Annotated in this window: 21 protein-coding genes; 12 read left to right on the top strand and 9 right to left on the bottom strand. The window is 62.9% G+C overall.

Annotation, left to right across the window (positions count from 1 at the left end):
• Window positions 1-43 precede the first annotated feature (43 nt).
• Window positions 44-472, bottom strand: coding sequence for a hypothetical protein (locus AC4GYV_RS04150; protein ID WP_491099394.1), 429 nt, complete (start codon window positions 470-472; stop codon window positions 44-46).
• A gap of 211 nt (window positions 473-683) precedes the next feature.
• Between AC4GYV_RS04150 and AC4GYV_RS04145 the strand changes: the two genes are divergently transcribed.
• From AC4GYV_RS04145 to AC4GYV_RS04100, 10 genes are all read left to right on the top strand, one after another.
• Window positions 684-2,270, top strand: a complete 1,587-nt coding sequence (locus tag AC4GYV_RS04145) for an MFS transporter (RefSeq protein ID WP_491099393.1) — start codon at window positions 684-686, stop codon at window positions 2,268-2,270.
• A 6-nt stretch (window positions 2,271-2,276) separates the two neighbouring features.
• Complete coding sequence (gene zwf / locus AC4GYV_RS04140) at window positions 2,277-3,734, top strand: glucose-6-phosphate dehydrogenase (protein ID WP_491099392.1); 1,458 nt, start codon at window positions 2,277-2,279, stop codon at window positions 3,732-3,734.
• A gap of 23 nt (window positions 3,735-3,757) precedes the next feature.
• Window positions 3,758-5,572, top strand: coding sequence for a phosphogluconate dehydratase (gene edd, locus AC4GYV_RS04135; protein ID WP_491099391.1), 1,815 nt, complete (start codon window positions 3,758-3,760; stop codon window positions 5,570-5,572).
• Window positions 5,569-6,537, top strand: coding sequence for a glucokinase (locus AC4GYV_RS04130; RefSeq protein WP_491099390.1), 969 nt, complete (start codon window positions 5,569-5,571; stop codon window positions 6,535-6,537). Before edd ends, AC4GYV_RS04130 begins: the two co-directional genes overlap by 4 nt.
• Window positions 6,534-7,145, top strand: coding sequence for a bifunctional 4-hydroxy-2-oxoglutarate aldolase/2-dehydro-3-deoxy-phosphogluconate aldolase (gene eda, locus AC4GYV_RS04125; protein ID WP_491099389.1), 612 nt, complete (start codon window positions 6,534-6,536; stop codon window positions 7,143-7,145). The genes AC4GYV_RS04130 and eda overlap by 4 nt, the downstream gene beginning before the upstream one ends.
• A gap of 207 nt (window positions 7,146-7,352) precedes the next feature.
• Window positions 7,353-8,549 (top strand): efflux RND transporter periplasmic adaptor subunit, encoded by a 1,197-nt coding sequence (locus tag AC4GYV_RS04120; protein ID WP_491100384.1) that lies wholly within the window; start codon window positions 7,353-7,355, stop codon window positions 8,547-8,549.
• A 3-nt stretch (window positions 8,550-8,552) separates the two neighbouring features.
• Window positions 8,553-11,741, top strand: a complete 3,189-nt coding sequence (locus AC4GYV_RS04115; protein ID WP_491099388.1) for an efflux RND transporter permease subunit — start codon at window positions 8,553-8,555, stop codon at window positions 11,739-11,741.
• Window positions 11,738-13,228, top strand: coding sequence for an efflux transporter outer membrane subunit (locus tag AC4GYV_RS04110; protein WP_491099387.1), 1,491 nt, complete (start codon window positions 11,738-11,740; stop codon window positions 13,226-13,228). The genes AC4GYV_RS04115 and AC4GYV_RS04110 overlap by 4 nt, the downstream gene beginning before the upstream one ends.
• A 26-nt stretch (window positions 13,229-13,254) precedes the next feature.
• Entirely contained in the window at window positions 13,255-14,253 is a 999-nt protein-coding gene (locus AC4GYV_RS04105) for a GDP-mannose 4,6-dehydratase (protein WP_491099386.1), read from the top strand.
• Window positions 14,250-15,212, top strand: coding sequence for an NAD(P)H-dependent flavin oxidoreductase (locus AC4GYV_RS04100; protein ID WP_491099385.1), 963 nt, complete (start codon window positions 14,250-14,252; stop codon window positions 15,210-15,212). The genes AC4GYV_RS04105 and AC4GYV_RS04100 overlap by 4 nt, the downstream gene beginning before the upstream one ends.
• Here the strand turns inward: AC4GYV_RS04100 and AC4GYV_RS04095 are convergent.
• From AC4GYV_RS04095 to AC4GYV_RS04080, 4 genes are all read right to left on the bottom strand, one after another.
• Entirely contained in the window at window positions 15,205-15,636 is a 432-nt protein-coding gene (locus AC4GYV_RS04095) for an acyl-CoA thioesterase (protein WP_491099384.1), read from the bottom strand. The two genes, AC4GYV_RS04100 and AC4GYV_RS04095, sit on opposite strands and share 8 nt — an antisense overlap.
• Window positions 15,633-16,775 (bottom strand): iron-containing alcohol dehydrogenase, encoded by a 1,143-nt coding sequence (locus AC4GYV_RS04090; RefSeq protein WP_491099383.1) that lies wholly within the window; start codon window positions 16,773-16,775, stop codon window positions 15,633-15,635. The genes AC4GYV_RS04095 and AC4GYV_RS04090 overlap by 4 nt, the downstream gene beginning before the upstream one ends.
• 10 nt (window positions 16,776-16,785) lie before the next feature.
• Window positions 16,786-17,271, bottom strand: a complete 486-nt coding sequence (locus AC4GYV_RS04085) for a DUF1465 family protein (RefSeq protein ID WP_491099382.1) — start codon at window positions 17,269-17,271, stop codon at window positions 16,786-16,788.
• Window positions 17,272-17,397: 126 nt separating this feature from the next.
• The gene (locus AC4GYV_RS04080; protein WP_491099381.1) at window positions 17,398-17,595 is read right to left on the bottom strand and encodes a YdcH family protein; all 198 of its coding nucleotides are present in this window, start codon (window positions 17,593-17,595) and stop codon (window positions 17,398-17,400) included.
• 161 nt (window positions 17,596-17,756) lie between these two features.
• Between AC4GYV_RS04080 and AC4GYV_RS04075 the strand changes: the two genes are divergently transcribed.
• Window positions 17,757-17,921 (top strand): YdcH family protein, encoded by a 165-nt coding sequence (locus tag AC4GYV_RS04075; protein WP_491099380.1) that lies wholly within the window; start codon window positions 17,757-17,759, stop codon window positions 17,919-17,921.
• A 55-nt stretch (window positions 17,922-17,976) separates the two neighbouring features.
• Here AC4GYV_RS04075 and dksA read toward each other — a convergent pair whose 3' ends face one another.
• A complete protein-coding gene (gene dksA, locus AC4GYV_RS04070) occupies window positions 17,977-18,444 on the bottom strand; it encodes an RNA polymerase-binding protein DksA (protein ID WP_491099379.1) in 468 nt (155 codons plus the stop codon).
• A gap of 282 nt (window positions 18,445-18,726) precedes the next feature.
• Here dksA and surE point away from each other — a divergent pair, with 282 nt between their 5' ends.
• Window positions 18,727-19,500 carry a 5'/3'-nucleotidase SurE gene (surE, locus tag AC4GYV_RS04065; protein ID WP_491099378.1) on the top strand — a complete coding sequence of 258 codons (774 nt, stop codon included), beginning with the start codon at window positions 18,727-18,729 and terminating at the stop codon, window positions 19,498-19,500.
• Between the two features lie 6 nt (window positions 19,501-19,506).
• On the opposite strand, the gene AC4GYV_RS04060 is transcribed toward surE, so the two are convergent.
• The 3 genes from AC4GYV_RS04060 to asnB all read right to left on the bottom strand — a co-directional run bounded on the left by AC4GYV_RS04060 (window position 19,507) and on the right by asnB (window position 22,444).
• Entirely contained in the window at window positions 19,507-19,896 is a 390-nt protein-coding gene (locus tag AC4GYV_RS04060; RefSeq protein WP_491099377.1) for a hypothetical protein, read from the bottom strand.
• 39 nt (window positions 19,897-19,935) lie between these two features.
• A complete protein-coding gene (locus AC4GYV_RS04055) occupies window positions 19,936-20,331 on the bottom strand; it encodes a hypothetical protein (RefSeq protein ID WP_491099376.1) in 396 nt (131 codons plus the stop codon).
• Between the two features lie 130 nt (window positions 20,332-20,461).
• Window positions 20,462-22,444, bottom strand: a complete 1,983-nt coding sequence (asnB, locus tag AC4GYV_RS04050; RefSeq protein ID WP_491099375.1) for an asparagine synthase (glutamine-hydrolyzing) — start codon at window positions 22,442-22,444, stop codon at window positions 20,462-20,464.
• Window positions 22,445-22,453: the final 9 nt, after the last annotated feature.

The raw sequence follows: 22,453 nt of genomic DNA, 5'->3' as shown, positions 1-22,453 counted from the left end.
TCGCCCGACGGCTCAATGTTGACTGAAGCGATGTCAGGCCTGCTCAATTCGAGCTGCTGTGCGCCTTGCCAACCAACTCGTTGAAGCGGGCAGCGGTAATGCCAAGCAGCAGGCCCTGATCGTCCTTGCCGAACGCATTAGCCGGCACTCTGATCTTCGTCTGGCCTGTATTGACGATCACGCCTTCCGCATCGACGCTGTCGATCGTCCCGATGCTCACGCCATCCTTGTCGCGAAGGGCAGCGCCAGCCTTGATGTCGGCCGCGCTTGCAGGAGTGGCCGCGCCGTGGGACGTCTTCTTCCTGGCTGGCTGATCGTCAGCAACCGTGGACTTCACGCCGCTGCCTACAACGTGATTGTAGGAAGAGTTATTCTCCCGGTTCGAGTTCGTCATCTGGGCAGCATTGCCACCGCCGGGCGCCGCCGCACCCGTGGCTTGAGCATGAGCGGCGCCAGCTGCGAATGCTGCCATCGCAGAGGCAAGGAGAATACGATCGGAAATCCGCATTATCTGGTCACCTTCTTTTGTCGACTGATACCGCTACCATAGAGCCAAGCCGAAAAGGAACAGGAATTCAGGACGATCCGTGTCACTAGCGCGTCGAGCCTGACTCTCAGCTGAAGTTGCGACGCGGAATGGCGCTTTGACAGAGCGCTGGCGACGAGTATCGCTCCCCCACGCGATGATCAGCACCAGCACTCTTTCCGACCGACGCGGGCTATGGGCCTTCGCTCTAGGGGTGATCGCTGTAACAGCAGGCGTCCTGCTCCACATGCCCATGTTCGTCATGGGTCGAATGACTCACTATCGGCTCTACGGAATGCCGATGGAAAGCAGCATGTACGTCGGCATGGCTACGATCATCCTTGGCGTTGCGATCGCTGCTTACGGACTGCTCCCAAAGGACGTCTCGAAGCAGCTTTCGGCGAGCAACGACATCGTCGTCACGCCGCCTGAGGACGCCCCCCTGTCGCTTGCCCACTGGACGCTGATGCTGGTGCTCATCGTGGCTCTCGCGATCGATATCATGAAGCCGGCGAGCCTCGGTTTCACCATTCCTGGAATGGTGGACGAGTATCACCAGTCCAAGGCCATCGTCTCGCTGGTCCCCTTCTTCGCCCTGATCGGCACAGTCGTCGGGTCAATCGTCTGGGGCACCCTCGCCGACATCTACGGCCGCAAGGCGACGATCCTGCTTTCCGCAGTCATGTTCGTTGGAACCTCGATCTGCGGCACGATGCCGTCGCTCTATTGGAATGTGGGCATGTGCTTCATGATGGGCGCAGCCGCCGGGGGGATGCTACCCGTCACCTACGCGCTGCTCGCGGAGATGATGCCGAGCAAGCACCGCGGCTGGAGCCTTGTGCTGGTCGGTGGCCTCGGCGCGACCGTGGGCTATTTCGCCGCAAGCGGGTTCTCCGCCTTGCTCCAGCCGATCTTCAGCTGGCGCGTTTTGTGGCTGCTGAACCTGCCCACGGGTCTGTCGCTGGTTCTTCTCGGCGCATTGATTCCAGAATCGGCCAAATTCCTGCTCGCTCGCGGACGGCGCGAAGAGGCGCAGCGCGTCATGGAGCGCTTCGGCTCACGTGCCCGTCACACCAGCCACGCCGAGCAAACCGCGTTGCAACGTGGCCCAGCCGTGGCCCTGACGGGCCGAGCTTTCTTCGGCAAATTGTTCGCGCTCAGCCTGGCGGCCATCTGCTTCGGCCTGATCAACTTCGGGCTGCTGCTTTGGCTTCCAGCCGATCTGGTTGCCAAGGGCTACAGCGTGGCTGTGTCGAGCAAGTTACTCGCGGAATCGGCCTTGATTGCTTTTCCGACCGTCTTCGTGGTCGCCTTCGCTTATGCAGCCTGGAGCAGCAAATGGTCCCTGGTCGGCTCGATCGCCGTGACGATCGCCGGTCTTCTGGGTGTCCTCCAGCTGGAATTCATCGGCAGCGGCAGCCCGGTGCTTCCAGTTGCGCTGCTCATCGTCGGTACGAACGCGCTGATCGCGATGCTTCTCCCCTATGCGGCCGAAAGCTTCCCTCTGCGCATAAGGGGACGCACGACTGGAACTGTGGCGGCTTGCAGCAAGGCTGGCGGTGTTTTCGCGCAATTCCTGGCGATCCTCGCGCTGGTGCCTCCACTCGCCATCGTTTCAGTTGTCATCATCATCCCAACCGCGGCTGCGTTGATCCTTGTCGCATGGTTTGGAAAAGAAACCCGGGGCCGCGACCTTCGTGACCTCGACCTCGACGGTCACACATTCGCAGCGACAGGAATCTGAATTCTGATGGCAGACAAGGCGTCCACCCTCTTGTTGTTTGGCGCGACCGGGGACCTGGCGCGGCGCATGTTGTTGCCCTCGCTTTACGGGCTGGATGCCGACGGTCTCCTCCCCTACGATCTCAGGATCATCGGCACCGCGCGGACGGAACTCGATGACGCAGCGTTCCGCGAGAAAGCCGTTGAAGCACTTCGGGAGCACCTTCCTAAAGGCTTCTTTCAGGCGGGGATCGCTGAGCGGTTCGTCGCCCGCCTTCACTATGTGCCACTCGACATCAAGGATCCCGCCGGATTCCAGCGCCTGGCGGAAAAAGTCGGCGATCCGTGCGACGGCGTCGCCATTTTCCTGTCGACAGCTCCGTCCTTGTTCAAACCGACCATCGATGGATTGGAAGCGGCAGGTCTCGCCTGCCCCACGGTCCGCATGGCCTTGGAGAAGCCGCTCGGGAGCGACCTCGAGTCCAGCCGCGAGATCAATGACGCAGTCGCCGCTGCCTTCCCAGAGGACCGCACCTTCCGGATCGACCATTATCTGGGCAAGGAGACGGTCCAGAACCTGCTCGCGCTCAGGTTCGCAAATTCAATGTTCGAGCCGCTGTGGAACAGCGCGCACATCGACCACGTCCAGATCACAGTCGCTGAGACCGTCGGCCTGGAGGGACGGGGTGACTATTACGACCAATCGGGCGCGCTCCGGGACATGGTTCAGAACCACATGCTCCAGCTGCTGGCGCTTGTGGCGATGGAGCCGCCGACCAATTTCGACGCGACTGCCGTCCGTGATGAAAAGGTGAAAGTGCTTCGTGCGCTGCGGCCGATCACGGGTTCGGACGCGGAAGCGCTAACGGTAACGGGGCAGTACACGCGCGGCGCGATCAACGGCGAACCGGTGCCCGGCTATGTCGAGGAACTGGGCCGGGAGAGTTCGACGGAGACATTCGTCGCCATCAAGGCGCATGTCGATAATTGGCGGTGGAAGGGCGTGCCCTTCTACCTGCGTACGGGCAAGCGCATGCCGCAGCGCGACACCGAGATCTTCATTCAATTCAGGGACGTCCCTTATTCGATCTTCGCTTCGCGCGGAGCGACGACCCGGCCGAACAAGCTCGTCATCGGCCTTCAACCCGAGGAGACGATCAGCCTCTACGTGATGGCGAAGACGCCAGGATTGGACAGGCAAGGCGTGCGGCTGCGCGAGATCCCACTCGACATCGGCCTCGCTAACGCCTTCAGCGAGTTTCGGCGTCGCATCGCCTACGAGCGGCTCCTGCTCGACCTGATCGAGGGCGACCCGACCCTCTTCGTGCGCCGCGACGAGGTCGAGGCGCAGTGGACGTGGATAGATCGGATCCGAAAGGCATGGGCGGAAAAGGGCATCACTCCTCGGCCCTATGCTGCCGGCACGTGGGGCCCCTCAGCAGCGATCGCGCTAACCGAGCGCGACGGCATTAGCTGGCACGAGTAAAGGCGAAGACCCAGATAGCAATCATGACTCTCAACTCCACCCTCGCCTCCGTCACCCACCGGATCATCGAACGGTCGAAGCCGACCCGCCGCCGCTACCTCGACCTCATGGCCGCGGAGAAAGAGCGCGGGATCAACCGCCCTCGCCTCAGCTGCGGCAATTTCGCGCATGGCTTCGCGGCGTCGGGCGAAGACAAGCCAGCCATCAGCACGATGCGCGGTCCTAACATCGGCATTGTAACCGCTTACAACGACATGCTCTCGGCCCATCAGCCGTACGGCCGCTACCCCGAACAGATGAAGATCTTCGCTCGCGAGGTCGGTGCGACCGCCCAGGTTGCGGGCGGCGTGCCAGCGATGTGCGACGGCGTGACGCAGGGTCAGCCAGGCATGGATCTGTCCTTGTTCAGCCGCGATGTGATCGCGATGAGCACGGCCGTCGCGCTTAGCCACGGCATGTTCGACGGCGCCGCCCTCCTCGGTATCTGCGACAAGATCGTTCCCGGTCTGCTGATTGGTGCCCTCCGGTTCGGTCACTTGCCGATGCTGCTGGTGCCCGGCGGACCGATGCCATCGGGACTGCCGAACAAAGAGAAGCAGCGGATCCGCCAGCTTTATGCCGAGGGCAAGGTCGGCAAGGACGAGCTGCTTAAAGCAGAGAGCCGCTCTTACCACGCGCCCGGCACCTGCACCTTTTACGGGACCGCCAACTCCAACCAAATGATGATGGAGCTCATGGGACTTCACGTACCCAATGCAGCCTTCATCAATCCAGGCACGCCGCTGCGGCAGGCGCTGACCAGGGCCGCGGTTCACCGCATCGCCGAACTCGCTACGAGCGGCGAACGTCCCCTCGGCCACGTCGTTGACGAGAAGGCGATCGTGAACGCGATGGTCGGTCTACTCGCGACCGGCGGGTCGACCAACCACACGATCCACCTCCCGGCGATCGCCCGGGCCGCGGGCATCATCATCGACTGGCAGGATTTCGAAGAGCTTTCGGGCGCCGTGCCGCTGCTGGCCCGGGTCTATCCCAACGGCGCCAAGGACGTGAACGATTTCCAGGACGCCGGCGGCATGGCCTTCGTAACCTACACCCTAGGCCGCGAGGGCCTGATCCACATGGACACGGTCACCGCAGGGGCTGACTCGATGGACGCGTGGATCGGCAATCCAGAGCTTCACGGCGACGAGCTGATCTGGAAATCCGCGGAGGAAAGCGCGGACATCGATATGCTTCGGCCAGCGACTGATCCGTTCCAGGCGGACGGCGGCATGCGTCTGGTCAAAGGCAACCTCGGCCGCGCCGTGTTCAAGACCAGTGCCGTCGATAGCGAGCGCTGGACCGTCGAAGCGCCCGCGCGCTGCTTCTCCGATCAGGACGAGGTGCTCGCCGCATTCAAGGCTGGTGAACTCGACCGCGATGTCACCGTGATCGTCCGCTTCCAGGGACCGCGCGCGAACGGGATGCCGGAGCTTCACAAGCTGACGCCAACGCTCGGCGTGTTGCAGGATCGCGGTCATCGAGTCTCGCTCGTCACAGACGGGCGCATGTCGGGTGCCAGCGGCAAGGTGCCGGCCGCAATCCACGTCTCGCCGGAAGCGCTTCCGGACGGCCCACTCGCCCGCGTGCGTGACGGCGACATCATCCGGCTCGACGCCAACACGGGCCAGCTTGAAGCCGTGGGTGTCGACCTCGCTACACGGCCGCCGGCGAACTCACCGCCCCCGCCAGTCGGTACAGGACGCGAGCTTTTCGCGCTGATGCGCACGCACGCAAATCAAGCAGAGCTTGGAGCCTCGGCCATGCTCGCAGCCATGGAGACCGAGCAGGCATGAGGCAGATTGCAGTTGCGGATGTTGGGGGAACCCACGCGCGTTTTGCCTTGGCTGAAATTGAAGGAAAGCGCGTCGTGTCACTCGGCGAGCCGATCAAGCTTCAGACCTCGGCGCACACGAGCTTCCAACTCGCGTGGCAGGAGTTCGGGCGGCGCAAGGGCATCGACCTGCCGCATGAGCTGGCGCTGTCGTTCGCCGGCCCCGTCGGCGGCGACGTTTTAAAGCTGACGAATAATCCCTGGGTAATCCGCCCGGCTCTGATGAAGGAGCGGCTCGGCGTCGACCGCTTCACCATCGTCAACGACTTCGGGGCGGTCGGTTATGCGGTGGCGACGCTTCCTGAGGAGAACTTCCGGCACATCTGCGGGCCGGAGCGGCCGCTGCCTGACCAAGGCGTCAGCTCCATCGTCGGACCGGGCACGGGCCTGGGTGTCGCTGCGCTACTCCGGAAACCGGACCATTACGAGGTGATCGAGACCGAGGGCGGGCACATCGACTTCGCACCGCTGGATAATCTCGAGGACCAAATCCTGGTTCACCTCCGCCGCAATTTCCGCCGCGTGTCGGTCGAACGGCTCGTCAGCGGCCGCGGGCTTTGGAACATCTACGACGCGCTCGCCGCGATCGAGGGCCGCGACACGATGTTCCATGACGAGAAGGAACTGTGGAGCGCAGCGCTCGAAAGTCGCGACAGCCTCGCCAACGCTGCTCTCGACCGCTTTTGCCTGACACTGGGAGCTGTAGCGGGCGATATGGCGCTCGCTCAGGGTTCGAATTCCGTGGTCATCGCCGGCGGGCTTGGACTCCGCCTCGCCGATTATTTGCCAAAGTCGGGCTTCGCCGACAGATTCATCGCCAAGGGCCGGTTCGAGCGGCGCATGGACGAAATGCCGGTGAAGCTGATCACCTATCCGGAGCCGGGCCTCTACGGCGCGGCCGCCGCCTTCGCGAGGGAACACGGATGAACATCGAAGAGATCATGCGCGCCGCTCCGGTCATCCCAGTGCTGGTCCTCGACGGCGAAGCGGACTGGGAGAAGCTGGCTTATACGTTCGTGTGCTCCGGGCTCCGCGTCCTTGAGATCACCTTGCGCACGCCGGTCGCGCTCGATGCCATCCGAGCGATGGCCCGCGTCCCCGGCGCTATCGTCGGTGCGGGCACCGTTCTGAACGAACGCCAGCTCGGCGACGCCGTGGATGCCGGAAGTCAGTTCATCGTCTCTCCCGGACTCACCGAACCGCTCGCCAAAGCCGTGGCGAAGTCGGGCGCGGCCTACCTTCCCGGCGTCGCAACGTCGGGCGACATCATGCGCGGTCTCGACTTGGGTTTGGACCGGTTCAAGTTCTTCCCGGCTGAAGCGTCCGGCGGCATTCCAGCGCTCAAGGCTCTCTCCGCCCCCTTCTTCAACGCCCGCTTTTGTCCGACGGGCGGGGTGAAGCCCGACACAGCCAAGGATTGGCTGTCTCTGCGTTCGGTCCTCTGCGTCGGAGGGACCTGGCTCTACACCGGAGCTGGCGACGATCTCGAAACTGTTGCCGAGCGTGCACGTGCGGCTGCTGCCCTGCGTCAATAAAACCGTTTCTGAAACGATACCTACCTTGGTCGGGCGACAGCGGCCGTTTGTCGAAGCAACCACGATCCCTTCAAAGAGTTAACCTAGCCGCCCGCTGACGTTCATGTTCGGCCCGCCAGTACCCCCCCATCTTGCAATCCGTCGTCTCTGGAGAAAAAGCGCGCCATCGTGACATCCATTAGTTCGGATTGGCTGGCCCGCGCCGGCATGACCGCGCTGGCAGCAGCCACGTTGGCGCTCGCTTCCTGTTCCTCCGGTTCGCAAACAGAAGGTGGGCAAGGCGGCCGCGGCGGTGGAGGTCCGAAGGGGCCGGTCACTGTCGGGTACGTCGTGATTCAGCAGGGCAGCGCCCCCATCGTCCAGGATTTGCCCGGGCGTGTCGCCGCCTATCAAGTTTCCGACGTCCGCCCACAGGTCTCCGGCGTCATCCTCAGGCGGTTGTTCCAGGAAGGTTCGGTCGTTCGTCAGGGCCAGACGCTCTACCAAATCGATCCGAGCGTGTATCAGGCTCAGGCCGCGCAGGCGCAGGCGAACCTGCAGAGCGCTCGCGCCAATGCCGAAGCTGCCCGCACCCTCGCCGCACGCTACAAGCCGCTGGTCCAGCAGGAGGCTATCTCCAAGCAGGATTACACCAACGCCGTCGCGCAGGCCCGACAAGCCGACGCGGCCGTTGCTCAGAACAGCGCGGCCGTGCGCAGCGCCCAGATCAATCTGCGTTTCACGCGTGTGCCTGCGCCGATCACGGGCCGCATTGGATTGTCCAACGCGACGGTTGGCGCGCTCGTCACGGCGAACCAGACAGATCCGCTGACCACGATCACTCGGCTCGACCCGGTCTTCGTCGACATTCAGGAATCCGCGGCCGACCTACTTGCCCTCCGGCAGGCGCTCGCGAAGGGCGGAGCGTCTCCCACCACTGCGCAGGTGCGGCTAAAGCTTCCAGACGGCTCCTATTATGGAGCGACCGGCACCGTCGAATTCAGCCAGGTTCTGGTCGATCAGACCACCGGTACAGTCACAATCCGCGCTCGCTTCCCGAACCCGAGCTCGATCCTGCTTCCCGGCATGTTCGTGAACGCCGAGTTCGCCCAGGCGATCAACACGGCGGCATTCCTTGTCCCGCAGTCCGCCGTTATGCGCGACCCGAAGGGCAATGCGACCCTATGGGTAGTGGGCCCCGGTAACCGCGCCGTACAGCGGACGATCGTCGCCGATCGTACTCAAGACCAATATTGGATCGTGACGCAGGGCCTCGCGCCGGGTGAGAAGGTCATCACGCAGGGTACAGCCAACTTGCGCGACGGTGCGGAGATCAAACCGGTCCCGGCCAGCTCGCCGCAGCGGGTCAAGGCGCCGCCGCCCGGTGCGAAGCTTCCTTCGGCAGGTTCGCGCAGGTCCAGCTAGCGCATGTCGAAGATCTTCATTGATCGCCCGATTTTCGCATGGGTGATCGCCATCATCATCATGCTGATGGGGATCGGCGCGATCGTGAACCTGCCGGTCGCACAATATCCCGACGTCGCCCCCACTCAGATCAACATCCGCGCGACTTACCCCGGCGCTTCGGCCGCAACGCTCGAAAGCAGCGTCACGCAGGTGCTCGAGCAGCAGCTCACGGGCATCGACGGGATGCTCTACTTCCAGTCCTCATCGAGCTCGCGCGGTCAGGTATCGATCAGCGTCATCCTGCAGAAGGGCATCGATCCCGACATTGCTCAGGTCCAGGTCCAGAACGCGATCCAGGCCGCGATCTCGCGACTGCCGCAGCAGGTGCAACAGCAGGGCGTTCGCGTCACCAAGGGCGCGCCCGATCTCCTGCTGATCGTCGGCATCTATGACGAGACCGACCGCAGCACGAACTACGACGTGTCCGACTGGCTGACCACGAACATGCAGGACGAATTGTCCCGCATCCCCGGCGTCGGCGACGTTAACGTGTTCGGCTCATCCTACGCGATGCGCATCTGGCTCGACCCGCACAAGCTGCAGAGCCTGCAGCTGATGCCGAGCGACGTGATCACGGCGATCACCAACCAGAATACCGAGGTCGCGGCCGGTGAAGTGGGCGGAATGCCCCAACCGGAAGGTCAACTGCTCAACGCCACGGTCACAGCCCAGTCGCGGCTTCAGACGCCCGAGCAGTTCCGCCAGATCATCGTAAAGGCCGACCCCAGTGGAGCGCGTGTCCTCCTGGGCGATGTGGCGCGCGTTGAGCTTGGCGCCGACAATTATTCCGCGATCATACGCGCCAACGGACATCCAGGCGCCGGTATCGGCATCTCGCTCGAGCCCGGAGCCAATGCGCTCCGGACGGCCAACCTCGTCAAGGCCAAGGTGGCCGAGATCGCCCCTCGCATGCCGCAAGGGTTCGCCTATGCTTACGCGAACGACACGACGAACTTCATCAAGCTCTCGATCTGGGAAGTCGTGAAGACACTGTTCGAGGCGATCCTGCTGGTCGTCCTCGTGATGTTCGTCTTCCTGCAGAGCTGGCGCGCTACAATGATCCCGTTCATCGCGGTGCCGGTCGTGCTGCTGGGCACCTTCGCTATCCTCTACGCGCTCGGATTCTCGATCAACACGATGACCCTGTTCGGGCTGGTGCTCGCCACCGGCCTGCTCGTCGACGATGCCATCGTGGTGGTGGAGAACGTCGAGCGATTGATGGAAGAAAATCCGGAGATGAGTCCGCGCGAAGCGACGATCGTCTCCATGGGCCAGATCCAGATGGCGCTTGTCGCAATCGCGCTCGTCCTTTCGGCCGTGTTCCTGCCGATGGTCTTTTTCGGCGGATCGACCGGCGTCATCTACCGACAGTTCTCCGCCACGATCGTCTCCGCGATGGCACTATCCGTGTTCATCGCCCTGACGCTGAGCCCGGCAATCGCGGCGAACCTGCTCAAGCGCACTCACGCGACTGTAGAGGAAACTTGGGTCGGCAAGCGCTCTCCAAAAATCGGACATGCGCTCGAGCGTGGCCGCGTCAAGTTCAACGAGGGCTTCGACAAGCTCGTCCACTGGTATGTCGGAACAGTCCACCGCGTAGTCGACCGCAAATGGTTGTTCCTTGGGATCTATGCAGGCGTGCTGGTGATCCTGGCAGTGCTGTTCATTCGCCTGCCCACCGGCTTCTTGCCGACCGAAGACCAGGGCGCGGCTCTAGTTCAGTTCCGTCTGCCGGCCGGTGCGACGATGACTCGCACCACGCAGGTCCAGCGCTCGGTTGAAAACTACTTCCTCAAGGGGCCCGAGAGGAAGAACGTCAAAACGTACTTCACGGTCGCTGGCGGCGGCCAGGGAGCGGCGGGACAGAATACGGGCCAAGCGTTCATCAACCTCGCTGACTATGATGACCGGGTCGGCAAGCAGAATTCGGCGGATGCGATCGTTGCGCGCGCATCGGCGGCGTTCCGCGGTCTTCGCGACGCGCAGGTCTTCGCGCTCGTCCCAGGTGCGATCCGGGGTCTCGGCCAGTCGACCGGCTTCACGATGGAGATGCAGAACACGGGCGGAATGAGCGAACAGGAATTCGCCGCTGCACGCGACAAGCTTCTCGGCCTCGCGACCGCCGACGACCGGCTCACCTCTGTGCGCCTGACCGAACTTCCTGACGTGGCCAGCCTCAAGGTTGACATCAACCAGCCTCGGCTCGCCGCGCTCGGCCTCAGTGCGGGGGACGTCAACAGCACCATCTCGGCGGCCTGGGGCGGCCGTTACGTCAACGACTTCATCGACCGCGGCCGCGTGAAGCGCGTCTACGTCCAGGGCGATGCACCCTATCGGTCGGAGCCGAGCGACATCGGCCAGTGGTACGTCCGCAATAATCAGGGCGGAATGGTGCCCTTCAGCTCATTCGCGCAAACGTCGTGGATGACGGCGCCGACCAGCCTGTCGCGCTTCCTCGGATACCGCTCCTTCGAGCTCTCGGGTCAGGGCGCCCCCGGCGTCAGTTCCGGCGACGCGATGAACATCATGACGGAACTCGCATCGCAGATCCCCGGCGTCAACGTCGCCTGGGCGGGGCAATCTTATCAGGAGCGCATTTCCTCGGGACAGGCGCCGATCCTCTACGGCGTCGCGTTGATCGTAGTGTTCCTCTGCCTCGCGGCGCTCTACGAGAGCTGGTCGATCCCGGTCGCCGTGCTTCTGGTCATTCCGCTCGGTCTGGTGGGCTCGATCTTCGCCGTGACCCTGCGGGGGATGGAGAACGACGTCTACCTGCAGGTCGGTCTCATCACGACGATGGGCCTGTCGGCGAAGAACGCCATCCTGATGGTCGAATTCGCGGAACGTGCGGAGCGCGAAGGCAAGCGCGTGATTGAAGCCGCAATCGAAGCCGCCCGTATCCGTCTGCGTCCGATCCTGATGACCAGCTTCGCCTTCATCTTCGGCGTGCTTCCGCTCGCGCTGGCGACCGGAGCCGGCGCGAACAGCCGCGCTGCGATCGGCACCGCCGTGGTCGGCGGTATGCTGACCGCCACCGTCCTCGCGGTCTTCTACATTCCACTATTCTTCGTGCTCGTTCGCCGCAGCGTCCGCGACGGCATTGCCAATATCCGTGAACGGATGCGGCGCCGGAAGGAGGCCGAAGCGTGAAGCGGCTGACAGCATTTGTAGCCTTACTTGCGACCAGCTGCGCGACGATGGAGCCTAAGCTCGGGCAGGTGGATCCGGCAATCCCAGCTTCATGGCCAGCAGGATCTCCCGCGCTCAAGCAGTCCGAGGCGGCGCTTCCTACCCTCACCTACCGGGATGTCTTCCGTGATCCACGACTACAGACCCTGATTGCACAGGCGCTGGTCAACAATCGCGACCTGATGGTCGCGGCGGCCAATATCGATGCGGCACGCGAACAATATCGCATCCAGCGCGCGCAGCAGGTCCCTCAAGTCGACGCGGCTGCTGGCGTGACGGCCACCGGCCGACGGAGCAACAGCGGGTTGGGCTCTGGCTCGGAATCCGGAAGCTCAGGGTCGAGCATTGCAGCGAATTACAATGCGGGCGTGACTGTTCCGAACTTCGAGATCGACTTGTTTGGACGCCTGCGCTCTCTGACCCATGCGCAGTTCCAGCAATATCTTGCGACGGAAGCCGGTGCGCGCTCCACCCGACTTTCGCTTGTCGCAGATATTGCCGACGCCTGGCTGACTTACGCGACGGACGCGAGCCTGCTCGTCATTGCGCAACAGACCATGACCAGCGCGCAGAAGAGCGTTCGCCTCACTCGCCTGAGGCTCGAAGGCGGCATCGCGCCTCGAACGGATCTCGACCAAGCGGAGCTGATCGTCGCGCAAGCCCAGGTCGATTTCCAGCAGCAGAAGACGCTCCTCGCGCAGGACATCAACGCGCTTCAACTTCTGGTCGGCGCTCCGATCCGGCAGGATCTCCTGCCCAAGTCCATCGACGACGCCGTGCCGACGATTTCGGACCTTCCGGCGGGCCTCGATTCCTACGTCCTGCTTCGCCGCCCAGACGTGCTCCAGGCCGAGTATCAGCTGCGCTCGGCGAACGCGAACATCGGCGCCGCCCGCGCCGCATTGTTCCCCAGGATCACGCTCACTGGCTTGCTTGGCTTCGCAAGCTCAGCACTGGGCAGTCTGTTCACCGGCGGATCGTTTGGCTGGAGCGCGGGTGCCGATGCGAGCTACACGATCTTCCAGGCAGGCGCCGGCCACGCTAACGTTCGCCTGACAGAAGCGCAGCGGAACGCCGCTCTAGCGAGCTACCAGCGGACGGTTCAGAACGCCTTCCGGGAGGTCTCCGACGCCTTGGCGCGGCGCTCGACCATCGATCAGCAGCTGGCTGCCGCGCAACGGCAGCAGGCGGCTGGCGGCGACGCTTTCCTCCTGACAGAAGCCCGCTTCCGCGCCGGCATCGACCCGTTCCTCGACGTCCTGATCGCTCAGCGCGCCTATTACACCGCACAAACGGCCTATGTGCAGACGAAGGCAATTGCCGGCCACAACCGCGTCGACCTTTACCAGTCGCTTGGCGGAGACCCGCTGATCGCCAACTCGCCGGTGTGTCCGGTCGAATATGTCAGCAACGCCGGCAATGCGACGCTCGCCACTCATTGCCCGTGAGGCCTTTCCGCCCCTAAGGGTTGGTTATGGCTGTTCTCGTAACCGGAGCCGCGGGCTTCATCGGCGCCGCCACCTCGCGGGCCCTGCTCGATTGCGGCGAGGTCGTGGTCGGCATCGACAACCTCAACGATTATTACGACCCAAGGTTGAAGAAGGCGCGACTGCAACGGCTGGAGCAACAATTCGATAATCGCTTCCAGTTCGAGCATATCGACTTCTCGGACGCAGACGCACTCAAGCGCGTTGCTGACGGCGTTCGGATCGACGGCATCGTCCATCTCGGGGCACAGGCCGGCGTTCGCTACAGCATCGAGAATCCCGGCGCTTACGTGCAGTCCAACCTCGTCGGCCACTGCAACATCCTGGAGCTCGCGCGCGCAATTCGCCCGAAGCATATGGTCTATGCGTCCTCGTCGTCAGTCTACGGTGGCAACAAAACACTGCCGTTCCGGGTCGAGGATCGTGTCGATCATCCGCTATCGCTCTATGCCGCTACGAAGAAGGCGGACGAGCTGCTGAGCGAATCCTACGCGAGCCTGTATCGACTGCCGTTGACGGGTCTGCGCTTCTTCACCGTCTATGGTCCATGGGGACGGCCTGACATGGCGATGTGGATCTTCACCAAGGCCATGTTCGCCGGTGAACCGCTGCCGCTCTACAACAAAGGCGAGATGAGGCGCGATTTCACTTACGTCGACGACATCGTGAGCGGCGTGGTCGCCTGCCTCGACTCTCCTCCGCTCGACGACGGATCGGTGAAGGCCGGAGGTAGCAGCGCGCCGCACGCGCTCTACAACATCGGCAACAGCCGCAGCGAAGATCTGATGCGCGTCGTTTCGCTGCTCGAAGAAGCGACCGGCAAGAGAGCGCTACTCGATCCGCAACCGATGCAGGTCGGTGATGTGCGGGAGACCTTCGCCGACATCAGCGCCATCGAGCGGGACCTGGGCTTCGCACCGACAACAAGCATCGATGAGGGCGTACCGCGCTTCGTGGACTGGTATCGCGAGTACCACGGCCTGTGAGTCTCCCTCCGATCCTCGAGGGACTGCGCATCCCCGTGATTGCCTCGCCGATGTTCATCGTCTCCACCCCGAAGCTCGTCATCGCCCAGTGCACGGCCGGGATCGTCGGGAGCTTCCCGGCGCTCAACGCACGGCCTGCAACGAAGCTTGATGAGTGGATTCACGAGATCACCGAGGCACTCGCCGCGTGGGATCGCGACCACCCCGATCATCCGGCAGCTCCGTTCGCCGTGAACCAAATCGTGCATCGCTCAAACGACCGGTTCGAGCATGACATGAACGTCTGTGCGAAGTGGAAGGTGCCGATCGTCATCACCTCACTAGGCGCGCGCGTGGAGCTCAACGAAGCCGTTCACTCATGGGGCGGCATCACCCTTCACGACGTCATCGACGACCGCTTCGCGCGCAAGGCGGTCGAGAAAGGCGCGGACGGAATTATTGCCGTGGCTGCCGGCGCCGGCGGTCATGCAGGGCGCTGGTCACCCTTCGCTTTGATCCAGGAGATTCGACAGTGGTTCAACGGCCCGCTGATCCTGTCGGGAGCAATCGCGACCGGTAGGGCGGTCCTCGCTGCCCAGGCTGCAGGCGCGGACCTCGCCTATGTCGGATCACCCTTCATCGCGACCGAAGAAGCGAACGCTTCGGACGGCTACAAACAAGCGATCGTCGAAAGCGGTGCCGCCGACATCATCTATTCCGATCTCTTCACCGGCGTCCACGGCAACTATCTGCGCTCGTCGATCGTGAATGCGGGTCTCGACCCGGACAGTTTGTCCGCAGGAAATCTCGACACGATGAAATTCGGCTCGGATGGGTCGAGCAAGTCCAAAGCCTGGCGCGACATCTGGGGCTCGGGACAGGGGATCGGCATCATCGATCGGGTTCGCCCGACAGCCGAGTACGTCGACCAGCTCGCGGCGGACTATGCGGCCGCCAAGGAGCGCATCTGCGCTAGCTGAGCGCTTCCAGAGCCGATCGCCAATCGGTTGGAATATCGACCGGCCTCCGGCTGCTACGATCGACCACGACATGGACGAACTCGCCTTGTGCGGCCGCCTGCTCATCGCCCTCAGCGAAGATGCCGATGCGGTAGCGGATGCTCGATCGCCCCAGCGCCGCAATTGCCAGTCCGACCTCGACCTGCTGCGGAAAGGCGAGCGGCGCGAAGTACGTGCATCGCGTTTCCACAACGAGCCCAATCGGATCTCCGTGCGCAATGTCGAGCATTCCCTGCTCGACCATCCAGGCGTTCACGGCGCTGTCGAACCACTCGTAATAGACGGTGTTGTTGACGTGCCCGTAAGCGTCGTTGTCCGACCAACGCGTGGTCAGCTTTCGCCACACCCTGAACTCCGACCGTTGGGCCGGCCCTTCTCGGCTCACCAGGCCGCCTCGTAGAGGCGCTGCGCATCCGCTTCGGTGATCTCGCACGGATTGTTCACGAGCAGCCGCGTCTGCTTCATCGCTTCCCGAGCCAGCGTCGGCGCTTCGTCGAAAGCCACACCGTGATCGCGCAAGCGCAACGAAAGTCCGCTGCTCTGCGCTAGTCCGTCGAGGCGTTCGATCAGCAGCGCAGCGCGCGCCTGACTCCCTTGCCCCGCGCAACCCGGTTCGATGATCTCCGCTAGCTCCGCATAATGTTCGCGGGCCGCCTCGAGATTGTGGCCAAGGACGTGACGAAGCATCAGTGCATTGGTGAGGCCATGCGGCAGATGGTGAAGCCCTCCCAACGGATAAGCCAGCGCATGCACGCCTGCGACCGGTGCATTTGAAAAAGCTAGGCCTGCGAGGTGAGCGCCAAGCAACATCGCGGATCTTGCGTCGAGATCCTGAGGCTGCTTGATGACGGTAAGCAGGTTTGCGCTGAGCAACCGAAGAGCCTCGCTGGCGAGCGCATCTGACAGGGGATTCTTAAGCCGCGCCGAGGTGTAGGCCTCAACGGCGTGAACGATCGCATCGATTCCGGTCGCGGCAGTCACGTGCGCGGGGAGGCCGAGCGTTAGCGTCGCATCCAGTACCGCCCAATCAGCGATCAATGGCGCGGAATTCACCGCAAGCTTCACTCCGCCCTCGCAGGTAATCACGGATATCGGGGTCGCTTCCGATCCGGTTCCGGCAGTCGTCGGCACAAGCGCCAGGGGGAGGCGCGGCCCGATCGCCAGGCCAACGCCCCAAATCTCATCAAGCTTGTCGCCCGACCCCAGCAGGTATGCGGCAAGCTTGGCGACATCCATGGGACTTCCGCCGCCAACAGCCACGACGGAAGACGATTTGGCGGACCGGCCCGCGTCAACTGCGGCCAGCAACGTCTCCTTCGATGGATCGGCTTCGACCGAGTCGAACACCGTCACCTCGTGAGCCGCGCCAATCGTCTCGAGATACGACTCGGTCAGCCCAAGCCGATTTACCTCTGCATCGGTAACAAAGAGGCACGGACCTTCCGGAAGCTTCTCGGCAAGCGCGGTTGCTTGATCAGGCCCTGCGAGGAGCCGCGGTCCGGGATTGAAGGTGAACGGCCGCATGGCCGTCTTGTTAGATGCTTTGGCCGCCGAGTCCACGCTCGAGCCGCCCCATCAGGGCCCGAGCCGGGCTTTGGGCAGCTTCGACTTCGAAGCTGCCTTCGTCGATGCGCTTGATGCGCGCGTACAGGTCCGCGCTGGAGTTGATCAGCCGTTGCGCAGCCGGCGGAAGCTGGCTGACGACTGCAGGATCGCTCTCCTGGGCATTGCCGAGACGCCGTTCGGGGCGACGGTCGCCGAGGTTCGCGATCTCGCCCGATTCGATCGCGCGCTGGGTCAGCAACCACGCAACGATGTGCATGATGCGTGTCGTCACCTTTAGCGACTCACAGGCGAAGCCGACTCGTGCAAATGGCTCAAGCGTCTGCCGCTCGTCCCGCCCCGCGTCGTCGAAATAGGAGCGCGCCTCGTCGGCGAGCAGCATCGCCTCCGTGTAAAGCGAGTCGATAAGCCGCGACGTGATACGCACTTGCGGCGGGAGCGATTCCGATTCTTCCATCATCGCCAGACTGCCAAAGTTGAGTGCGGGTGAAAACGCCCGTCTGGATGCCACAACGCTCAGGAAGGTCGTTCTGTCTCCGAAAGAGACGTCAGATGGTTCGATTATGTCCCACCGCGGGACCTTTCAGGCGATGATGTCAGGCGTAATCGAATCAAGGATGATCTGGATCTGATCCTTCAGAACCAGCTTGCGGCGCTTCAGCCGGGCAAGCTCAAGCTGGTCGCCAGTAGGCTCCGACGAGAGCCGCTGAATCTCCTCGTCAAGCTCGCGATGTTCCGCACGCAATGCCTCGAGATCAGGAGCGGGTTGGTCATCATTCATTGGCGTCGACTCTAGCGCACGAGAGTATCGAGAGAAAACGGAAAGCGGTCATCGACGACCTGCGCCTGAGAGCGGCTGAGCGGTGAGATGGGCCGCGACAAAGGGGCCGATTCGTGGTTTATTACGACGCGGTGACATTAGCTTCGAAAGGAACGGCACCAATGGACAAGGCAATGGTCGAGGAATTGGAGTCTAAGCACGCTGCTCTCCACTCGCTCATCGAAGAGGAAGAGCATCGGACCCATCCCGACGAAGACCTTCTCCACCGACTCAAGAAAGAGAAGCTTAGACTGAAGGACGAACTGGCCGGCCACCTCACTCACTGAGGCGGCCTTTTTTGTGCGCGGCGTCGTCGACGCCGCGCCACAATTCCCTCAATCCTTAGTCGTCGCGCGAAACGCGTTCGATCCGTTCATGGCGCTCCTGCGCCTCGAGCGTCATCGTGGCGACCGGCCTTGCTTCAAGCCGCGCCAGCGAGATTGGCTCGCCGGTGACTTCGCAATAGCCGTATTCGCCCTCGTATAGCCGGCGGATCGCGCTATCGATCTTCGAGATCAATTTACGCTGCCGGTCTCTGGTGCGAAGCTCGATGGACCAATCGGTCTCGCTCGACGCGCGGTCCGCAATATCCGGCTCGCGCAGTGAGTCGACCTGAAGCTGCGCCATCGTCTGGCGCGATTCATCGACGATCGCTTCCTTCCACGCCTTCAGCTTCCACAGGAAGTAAGCGCGGTGCTGTACGCACATGAATTCCTCATCGTCCGAAGGGCGGTACCCCTCAGGAAGAATGATCCGGTCGAATTGTTCGAAATTGTTGCCGCCGTAGAGGTCGACAAGTGCCGTCGCCATAAAGCCCTCCCCGCACATGGACGCCGCAACCCCCGCGGACATCCTAAGAACGCCGCCGCCTGCTGCGGCCGGGCCATCCGGTGCAGCCGGAGGCGATTAAGACTGACTTTCCCGGGACTTAACTACCGGTCAGTCGGTCATCCCCAAGACGGGCCTATAGATATGGTCACGAGTGTTAACAAGCGCTGACGAGAAGCCAGTGAAGAAATCGCCAAGCTGTTGCGAATATGGCGCATTTTTTCTGCGGTTGCGGGGTTTGGGATGGTCCCGCATAGCGCGTGAATGCGAATTCTCCTCACCAACGACGACGGAATCAATGCGCGCGGCCTGCGCCTGCTCGAGACGGTAGCGCGCAAGCTGAGCGACGATATTTGGATCGTCGCGCCGGCCGAAGAGCAGTCGGGCGCCGGTCACTCGTTAACGCTAACGACTCCAGTCCGGCTCCGCCGTCATGACGACCGGCGCTTCTCGGTGACCGGAACGCCGACAGACGCCGTGATGCTGGCGCTTGCTCACATCATGAAGGATTCGCCGCCGGACGTGATCATGTCCGGCATCAACCGCGGCGCGAACCTCGCCGAGGACGTCACTTATTCGGGGACGGTATCAGCGGCGATGGAGGGCGCGCTTGCGGGCGTGCGATCGATCGCCCTCAGCCAGGCCTACTCGCGCGAGGGCATGGGCGACACGGTACCGTTCGCGGCCGCCGAGGCTTGGGCTGAGCGCGTGCTCGCTCCCCTGCTCGACTTCGAGACCGGACCGGGCACGCTCGTCAACGTGAACTTCCCTGCCCTTCCGCCGGAGGATGTGAAGGGCGTACGCGTCTGCCGGCAGGGTATTCGGGATTATGGCCGTCTTCGCATCGTCGAGCGGACGGACCCCAGAGGCTATGACTACTATTGGTTCGGTCTTGGGCCGATGGTGGAAACGCCCGGCCATTGGACGGACCTGGAAGCGATCGCGGACGGCTATGTCTCCGTTTCGCCGTTGCATCTGGACCTGACGCACGATCCCTCGCTCGCTGCGCTCGGCGAGCGATTCAGCAACAAAAACTAAGTCGGCTTATCGGCCGCGTTCGCCCGCCGAAGCTGGCGGCGGCGTATTCGTAGCCTGGGCCAGCCAGGTCGAAGTCGCATTGCAGGAGCTCGTGATGGTCACAGGCGTTCCCGCCTGAAATGGCGCAGCGTGCGGCCAACATTCGTTGGCGCCCGCTTTGCTGAGGCACAGCTGACTACTATTAGCGCTCCACGTTGCCGGCACCGTATTTCCGCCCGGCGTGAGGATGCGCGCGCTGCCTCCAGCATCCAGATAGACCGTGTTGGTCACACCATTGGTAGTGATCTGGATCGGCTGCCCAATGACCTCTGAAGCGTTTTGGGCCAGCGCGGTCCCACACATCGCAGAAACACTAATCAACGCTGCGGCGCCGCGCAGGACGAAGCGGATCTTCATGACACAAATCCCTTCAGGTCAAAACGCCCGCGCGCGCGATCAGGTTGGGCTGATCGGGTGCGCGTGATTGTTGTTATTGTCCTTCACGAGGAAGAAGAGCCCAACGCCAACGGCAACTGCCACTAGAGCGGCAAGAAGCGGACTAACGCCGTAGCCGGCCTGCTGCACTGGGACAGGCGGTGGAGCTTCCGCTGTCGGCGGTGGCGGCGGAGCATCAGCAACTGGAAGGACGCAACCGGACGTAGCGGGCTGTGCCGCAGCAACAGCAGCGCCGCCGCACACAGCGGCCGCAGGTGCGCCCCCACTGAGCACAGTCAAGGCTGCCCAAGGCGTGATGGACTGAGGCGCTGAATTACTGGGCGCCGCACCGGCGACCGTCGAACTGAGGAACAGAGCACTACCGGCTGCTGCTCCGATGAACCCCTTCAACCGCATGGCCATGTTCGGCTCCCCTGGCCACAACGGGTGCAATTCCCCGTTGTTTGAACAACATCTAATCCAGTTTAAAGTTTCATTCCACGGCAATGAAGCAAATTGTTATAACAGCCGTTAACGCTCGGTTCGGCTAGGCAGCCGCAGCGCTCGCGAACTGCTGATTCCTGAGCCACGCCTGAAACATCAGGATGGACCACAGCGCCGCGGTTGCTTCCCGCCTGCCGCTCAAGTGATCACGCCAGCGCGCCGACACAATATCGGCATCGAACCACCCCTCCAGCCGCATCGCACGAGGATCGAGCAGATCTTCCGCCCAGTCACGAAGCGGGCCCTTCATCCACTCGCCGACAGGTACTGCGAAGCCGGCCTTAGGCCGATCGACAAGCTGCCGCGGAACGTAACGGTCGAGCAGTTTGCGCAGGATGACCTTCCCCCTGCCTTCGCGGATTTTCATCTCAAGAGGGATGCGAGCCGCCACTTCGGCCACGCGATGGTCGAGGAACGGTACGCGCGTCTCCAGGCTTACCGCCATCGAGGCGCGATCCACTTTGCACAAGATGTCGTCCGGGAGGTACGTGACCGCATCGCAGTACATCATACGGACGGCATCGGGTGCGTTCTCGACCGCCAAATCATAGGGCCATGAGCCAAGCCCCGCATCGAGCACGGGCGAAGATGCGAAGCTCCATTCGTCGCGGAAGCTTCGGTAGACATCGTCCAGGCTGGACGCGGACGCTGCGACGTTGAACGCCTTCTGCACGCGCTCACCGAAATGGGCGTGACGACGACCAGGCAGCAACCCGGCAGCGTTGGTCCAGAACTGTGAAGGTATGCGGCTAACAGGGGATCCCATGGCCCGCAGCGACCCCGGCACTTTCCGCACGTTGCTCCAAAAGCGAGGCCCCAGGACGTGGCGGTTGTACCCTCCGAAGAGCTCGTCGCCCCCGTCGCCGGTCAAAGCGACCGTGACCAGATCCCGCGCAAACCTGCTCACGAGATAGGTCGGGATCTGCGACGAATCCGCGAATGGCTCATCGTACATCTCCGGGAGAAGCGGGATGACGTCCCTCGCCTCGGCCGAAGTAACGTAATGCTCGTGATGGATGGTACCGAGGTGATCGGCGATTGCCTTGGCATCCTCGGCCTCGTTGAAGGCTTTCTCCTCGAACCCGATCGAGAAGGTCCGCACTGGGATCGCCGAGTGCTTCTGGTAGATCGCCGTGATGGTCGAGCTGTCGATGCCTCCTGACAGGAAAGTCCCGACGGCCACATCGGCAAAAGATTGCCCGCAGATCGACGCGGCAAGCGCGGCTTCCAGCTGGTCCAGCGCCTCAGCTTCATCCTTGATCGGATCGTCAAGGCCTTGGTGGACCACCTCCTTGTACGACCAGTAGCGACGCAGCCGAACGTCTCCCGATGCGTCTTCTTCAGCCGGCTTGGCGAGAGGGCTCCGTGCACCTTTCAACGTGACTTCGACCACACATCCGGCAGGAAGCTTGAACACTCCCTCATAGATCGACAGCGGAGCGGGCACGTGCGTCCGCGATGCAAACAGTGCCAGCGCCCGGCGGTCGATTGCATTGTCGAACCGGGGGTGAGCGCGAAGCGCCTTCAACTCCGATCCGAACACGAAGTCTCTGCCGACCCAGCCATAATAGAGCGGCTTCTCGCCGAAGCGATCGCGCCCAAGTGTGAGAAGCCGCTCCTTTTGATCCCACAAAGCGAAAGCGAACATGCCAGCGGCTTTCGAGAGGGCCGCGTCTAAGCCCCAAACTGCAATCGCCTGAAGGAAGACCTCAGTGTCAGAGTGGCCACGCCAGCCTCCAGCCGGCACTTCTCCCTTGCCCTCGAGCGCATCACGAAGCTCGACGAAGTTGTAGATCTCGCCATTGAAGATGATGACGAAGCGGCCGTCGGAGGACTCCATCGGCTGATGCCCGGCTGGCGAGAGATCGATCACGGCGAGGCGGCGATGGCCGAACGCTATGCCAGCCTCCGCGTCGAGCCAGATTCCAGCGTCGTCCGGACCGCGATGAGCCAAGGCGTCTGCCATCGACCGGACGACCCGATCGTCTCTGGCATGGTCCCCCAAAACACCCGCTATGCCGCACATGCCGTCGTC

This window comes from Sphingomonas sp. SP4, assembly GCF_058313375.1.
The sequence above is the reverse complement of the archived record's forward strand: the minus strand, read 5'-3'. Positions and strand labels throughout refer to the sequence as shown.

What these genes read in the sequence shown, in the direction of transcription:
- AC4GYV_RS04150 (WP_491099394.1), bottom strand. Translation starts at nt 472, where the DNA reads ATGGCAGCATTCGCAGCTGGCGCCGCTCATGCTCAAGCCACGGGTGCG.
- AC4GYV_RS04145 (WP_491099393.1), top strand. Translation starts at nt 684, where the DNA reads ATGATCAGCACCAGCACTCTTTCCGACCGACGCGGGCTATGGGCCTTC.
- zwf (WP_491099392.1), top strand. Translation starts at nt 2,277, where the DNA reads ATGGCAGACAAGGCGTCCACCCTCTTGTTGTTTGGCGCGACCGGGGAC.
- edd (WP_491099391.1), top strand. Translation starts at nt 3,758, where the DNA reads ATGACTCTCAACTCCACCCTCGCCTCCGTCACCCACCGGATCATCGAA.
- AC4GYV_RS04130 (WP_491099390.1), top strand. Translation starts at nt 5,569, where the DNA reads ATGAGGCAGATTGCAGTTGCGGATGTTGGGGGAACCCACGCGCGTTTT.
- eda (WP_491099389.1), top strand. Translation starts at nt 6,534, where the DNA reads ATGAACATCGAAGAGATCATGCGCGCCGCTCCGGTCATCCCAGTGCTG.
- AC4GYV_RS04120 (WP_491100384.1), top strand. Translation starts at nt 7,353, where the DNA reads ATGACCGCGCTGGCAGCAGCCACGTTGGCGCTCGCTTCCTGTTCCTCC.
- AC4GYV_RS04115 (WP_491099388.1), top strand. Translation starts at nt 8,553, where the DNA reads ATGTCGAAGATCTTCATTGATCGCCCGATTTTCGCATGGGTGATCGCC.
- AC4GYV_RS04105 (WP_491099386.1), top strand. Translation starts at nt 13,255, where the DNA reads ATGGCTGTTCTCGTAACCGGAGCCGCGGGCTTCATCGGCGCCGCCACC.
- AC4GYV_RS04090 (WP_491099383.1), bottom strand. Translation starts at nt 16,775, where the DNA reads ATGCGGCCGTTCACCTTCAATCCCGGACCGCGGCTCCTCGCAGGGCCT.
- AC4GYV_RS04085 (WP_491099382.1), bottom strand. Translation starts at nt 17,271, where the DNA reads ATGGAAGAATCGGAATCGCTCCCGCCGCAAGTGCGTATCACGTCGCGG.
- AC4GYV_RS04080 (WP_491099381.1), bottom strand. Translation starts at nt 17,595, where the DNA reads ATGAATGATGACCAACCCGCTCCTGATCTCGAGGCATTGCGTGCGGAA.
- AC4GYV_RS04075 (WP_491099380.1), top strand. Translation starts at nt 17,757, where the DNA reads ATGGACAAGGCAATGGTCGAGGAATTGGAGTCTAAGCACGCTGCTCTC.
- dksA (WP_491099379.1), bottom strand. Translation starts at nt 18,444, where the DNA reads ATGGCGACGGCACTTGTCGACCTCTACGGCGGCAACAATTTCGAACAA.
- surE (WP_491099378.1), top strand. Translation starts at nt 18,727, where the DNA reads ATGCGAATTCTCCTCACCAACGACGACGGAATCAATGCGCGCGGCCTG.
- AC4GYV_RS04060 (WP_491099377.1), bottom strand. Translation starts at nt 19,896, where the DNA reads ATGAAGATCCGCTTCGTCCTGCGCGGCGCCGCAGCGTTGATTAGTGTT.
- AC4GYV_RS04055 (WP_491099376.1), bottom strand. Translation starts at nt 20,331, where the DNA reads ATGCGGTTGAAGGGGTTCATCGGAGCAGCAGCCGGTAGTGCTCTGTTC.
- asnB (WP_491099375.1), bottom strand. Translation starts at nt 22,444, where the DNA reads ATGTGCGGCATAGCGGGTGTTTTGGGGGACCATGCCAGAGACGATCGG.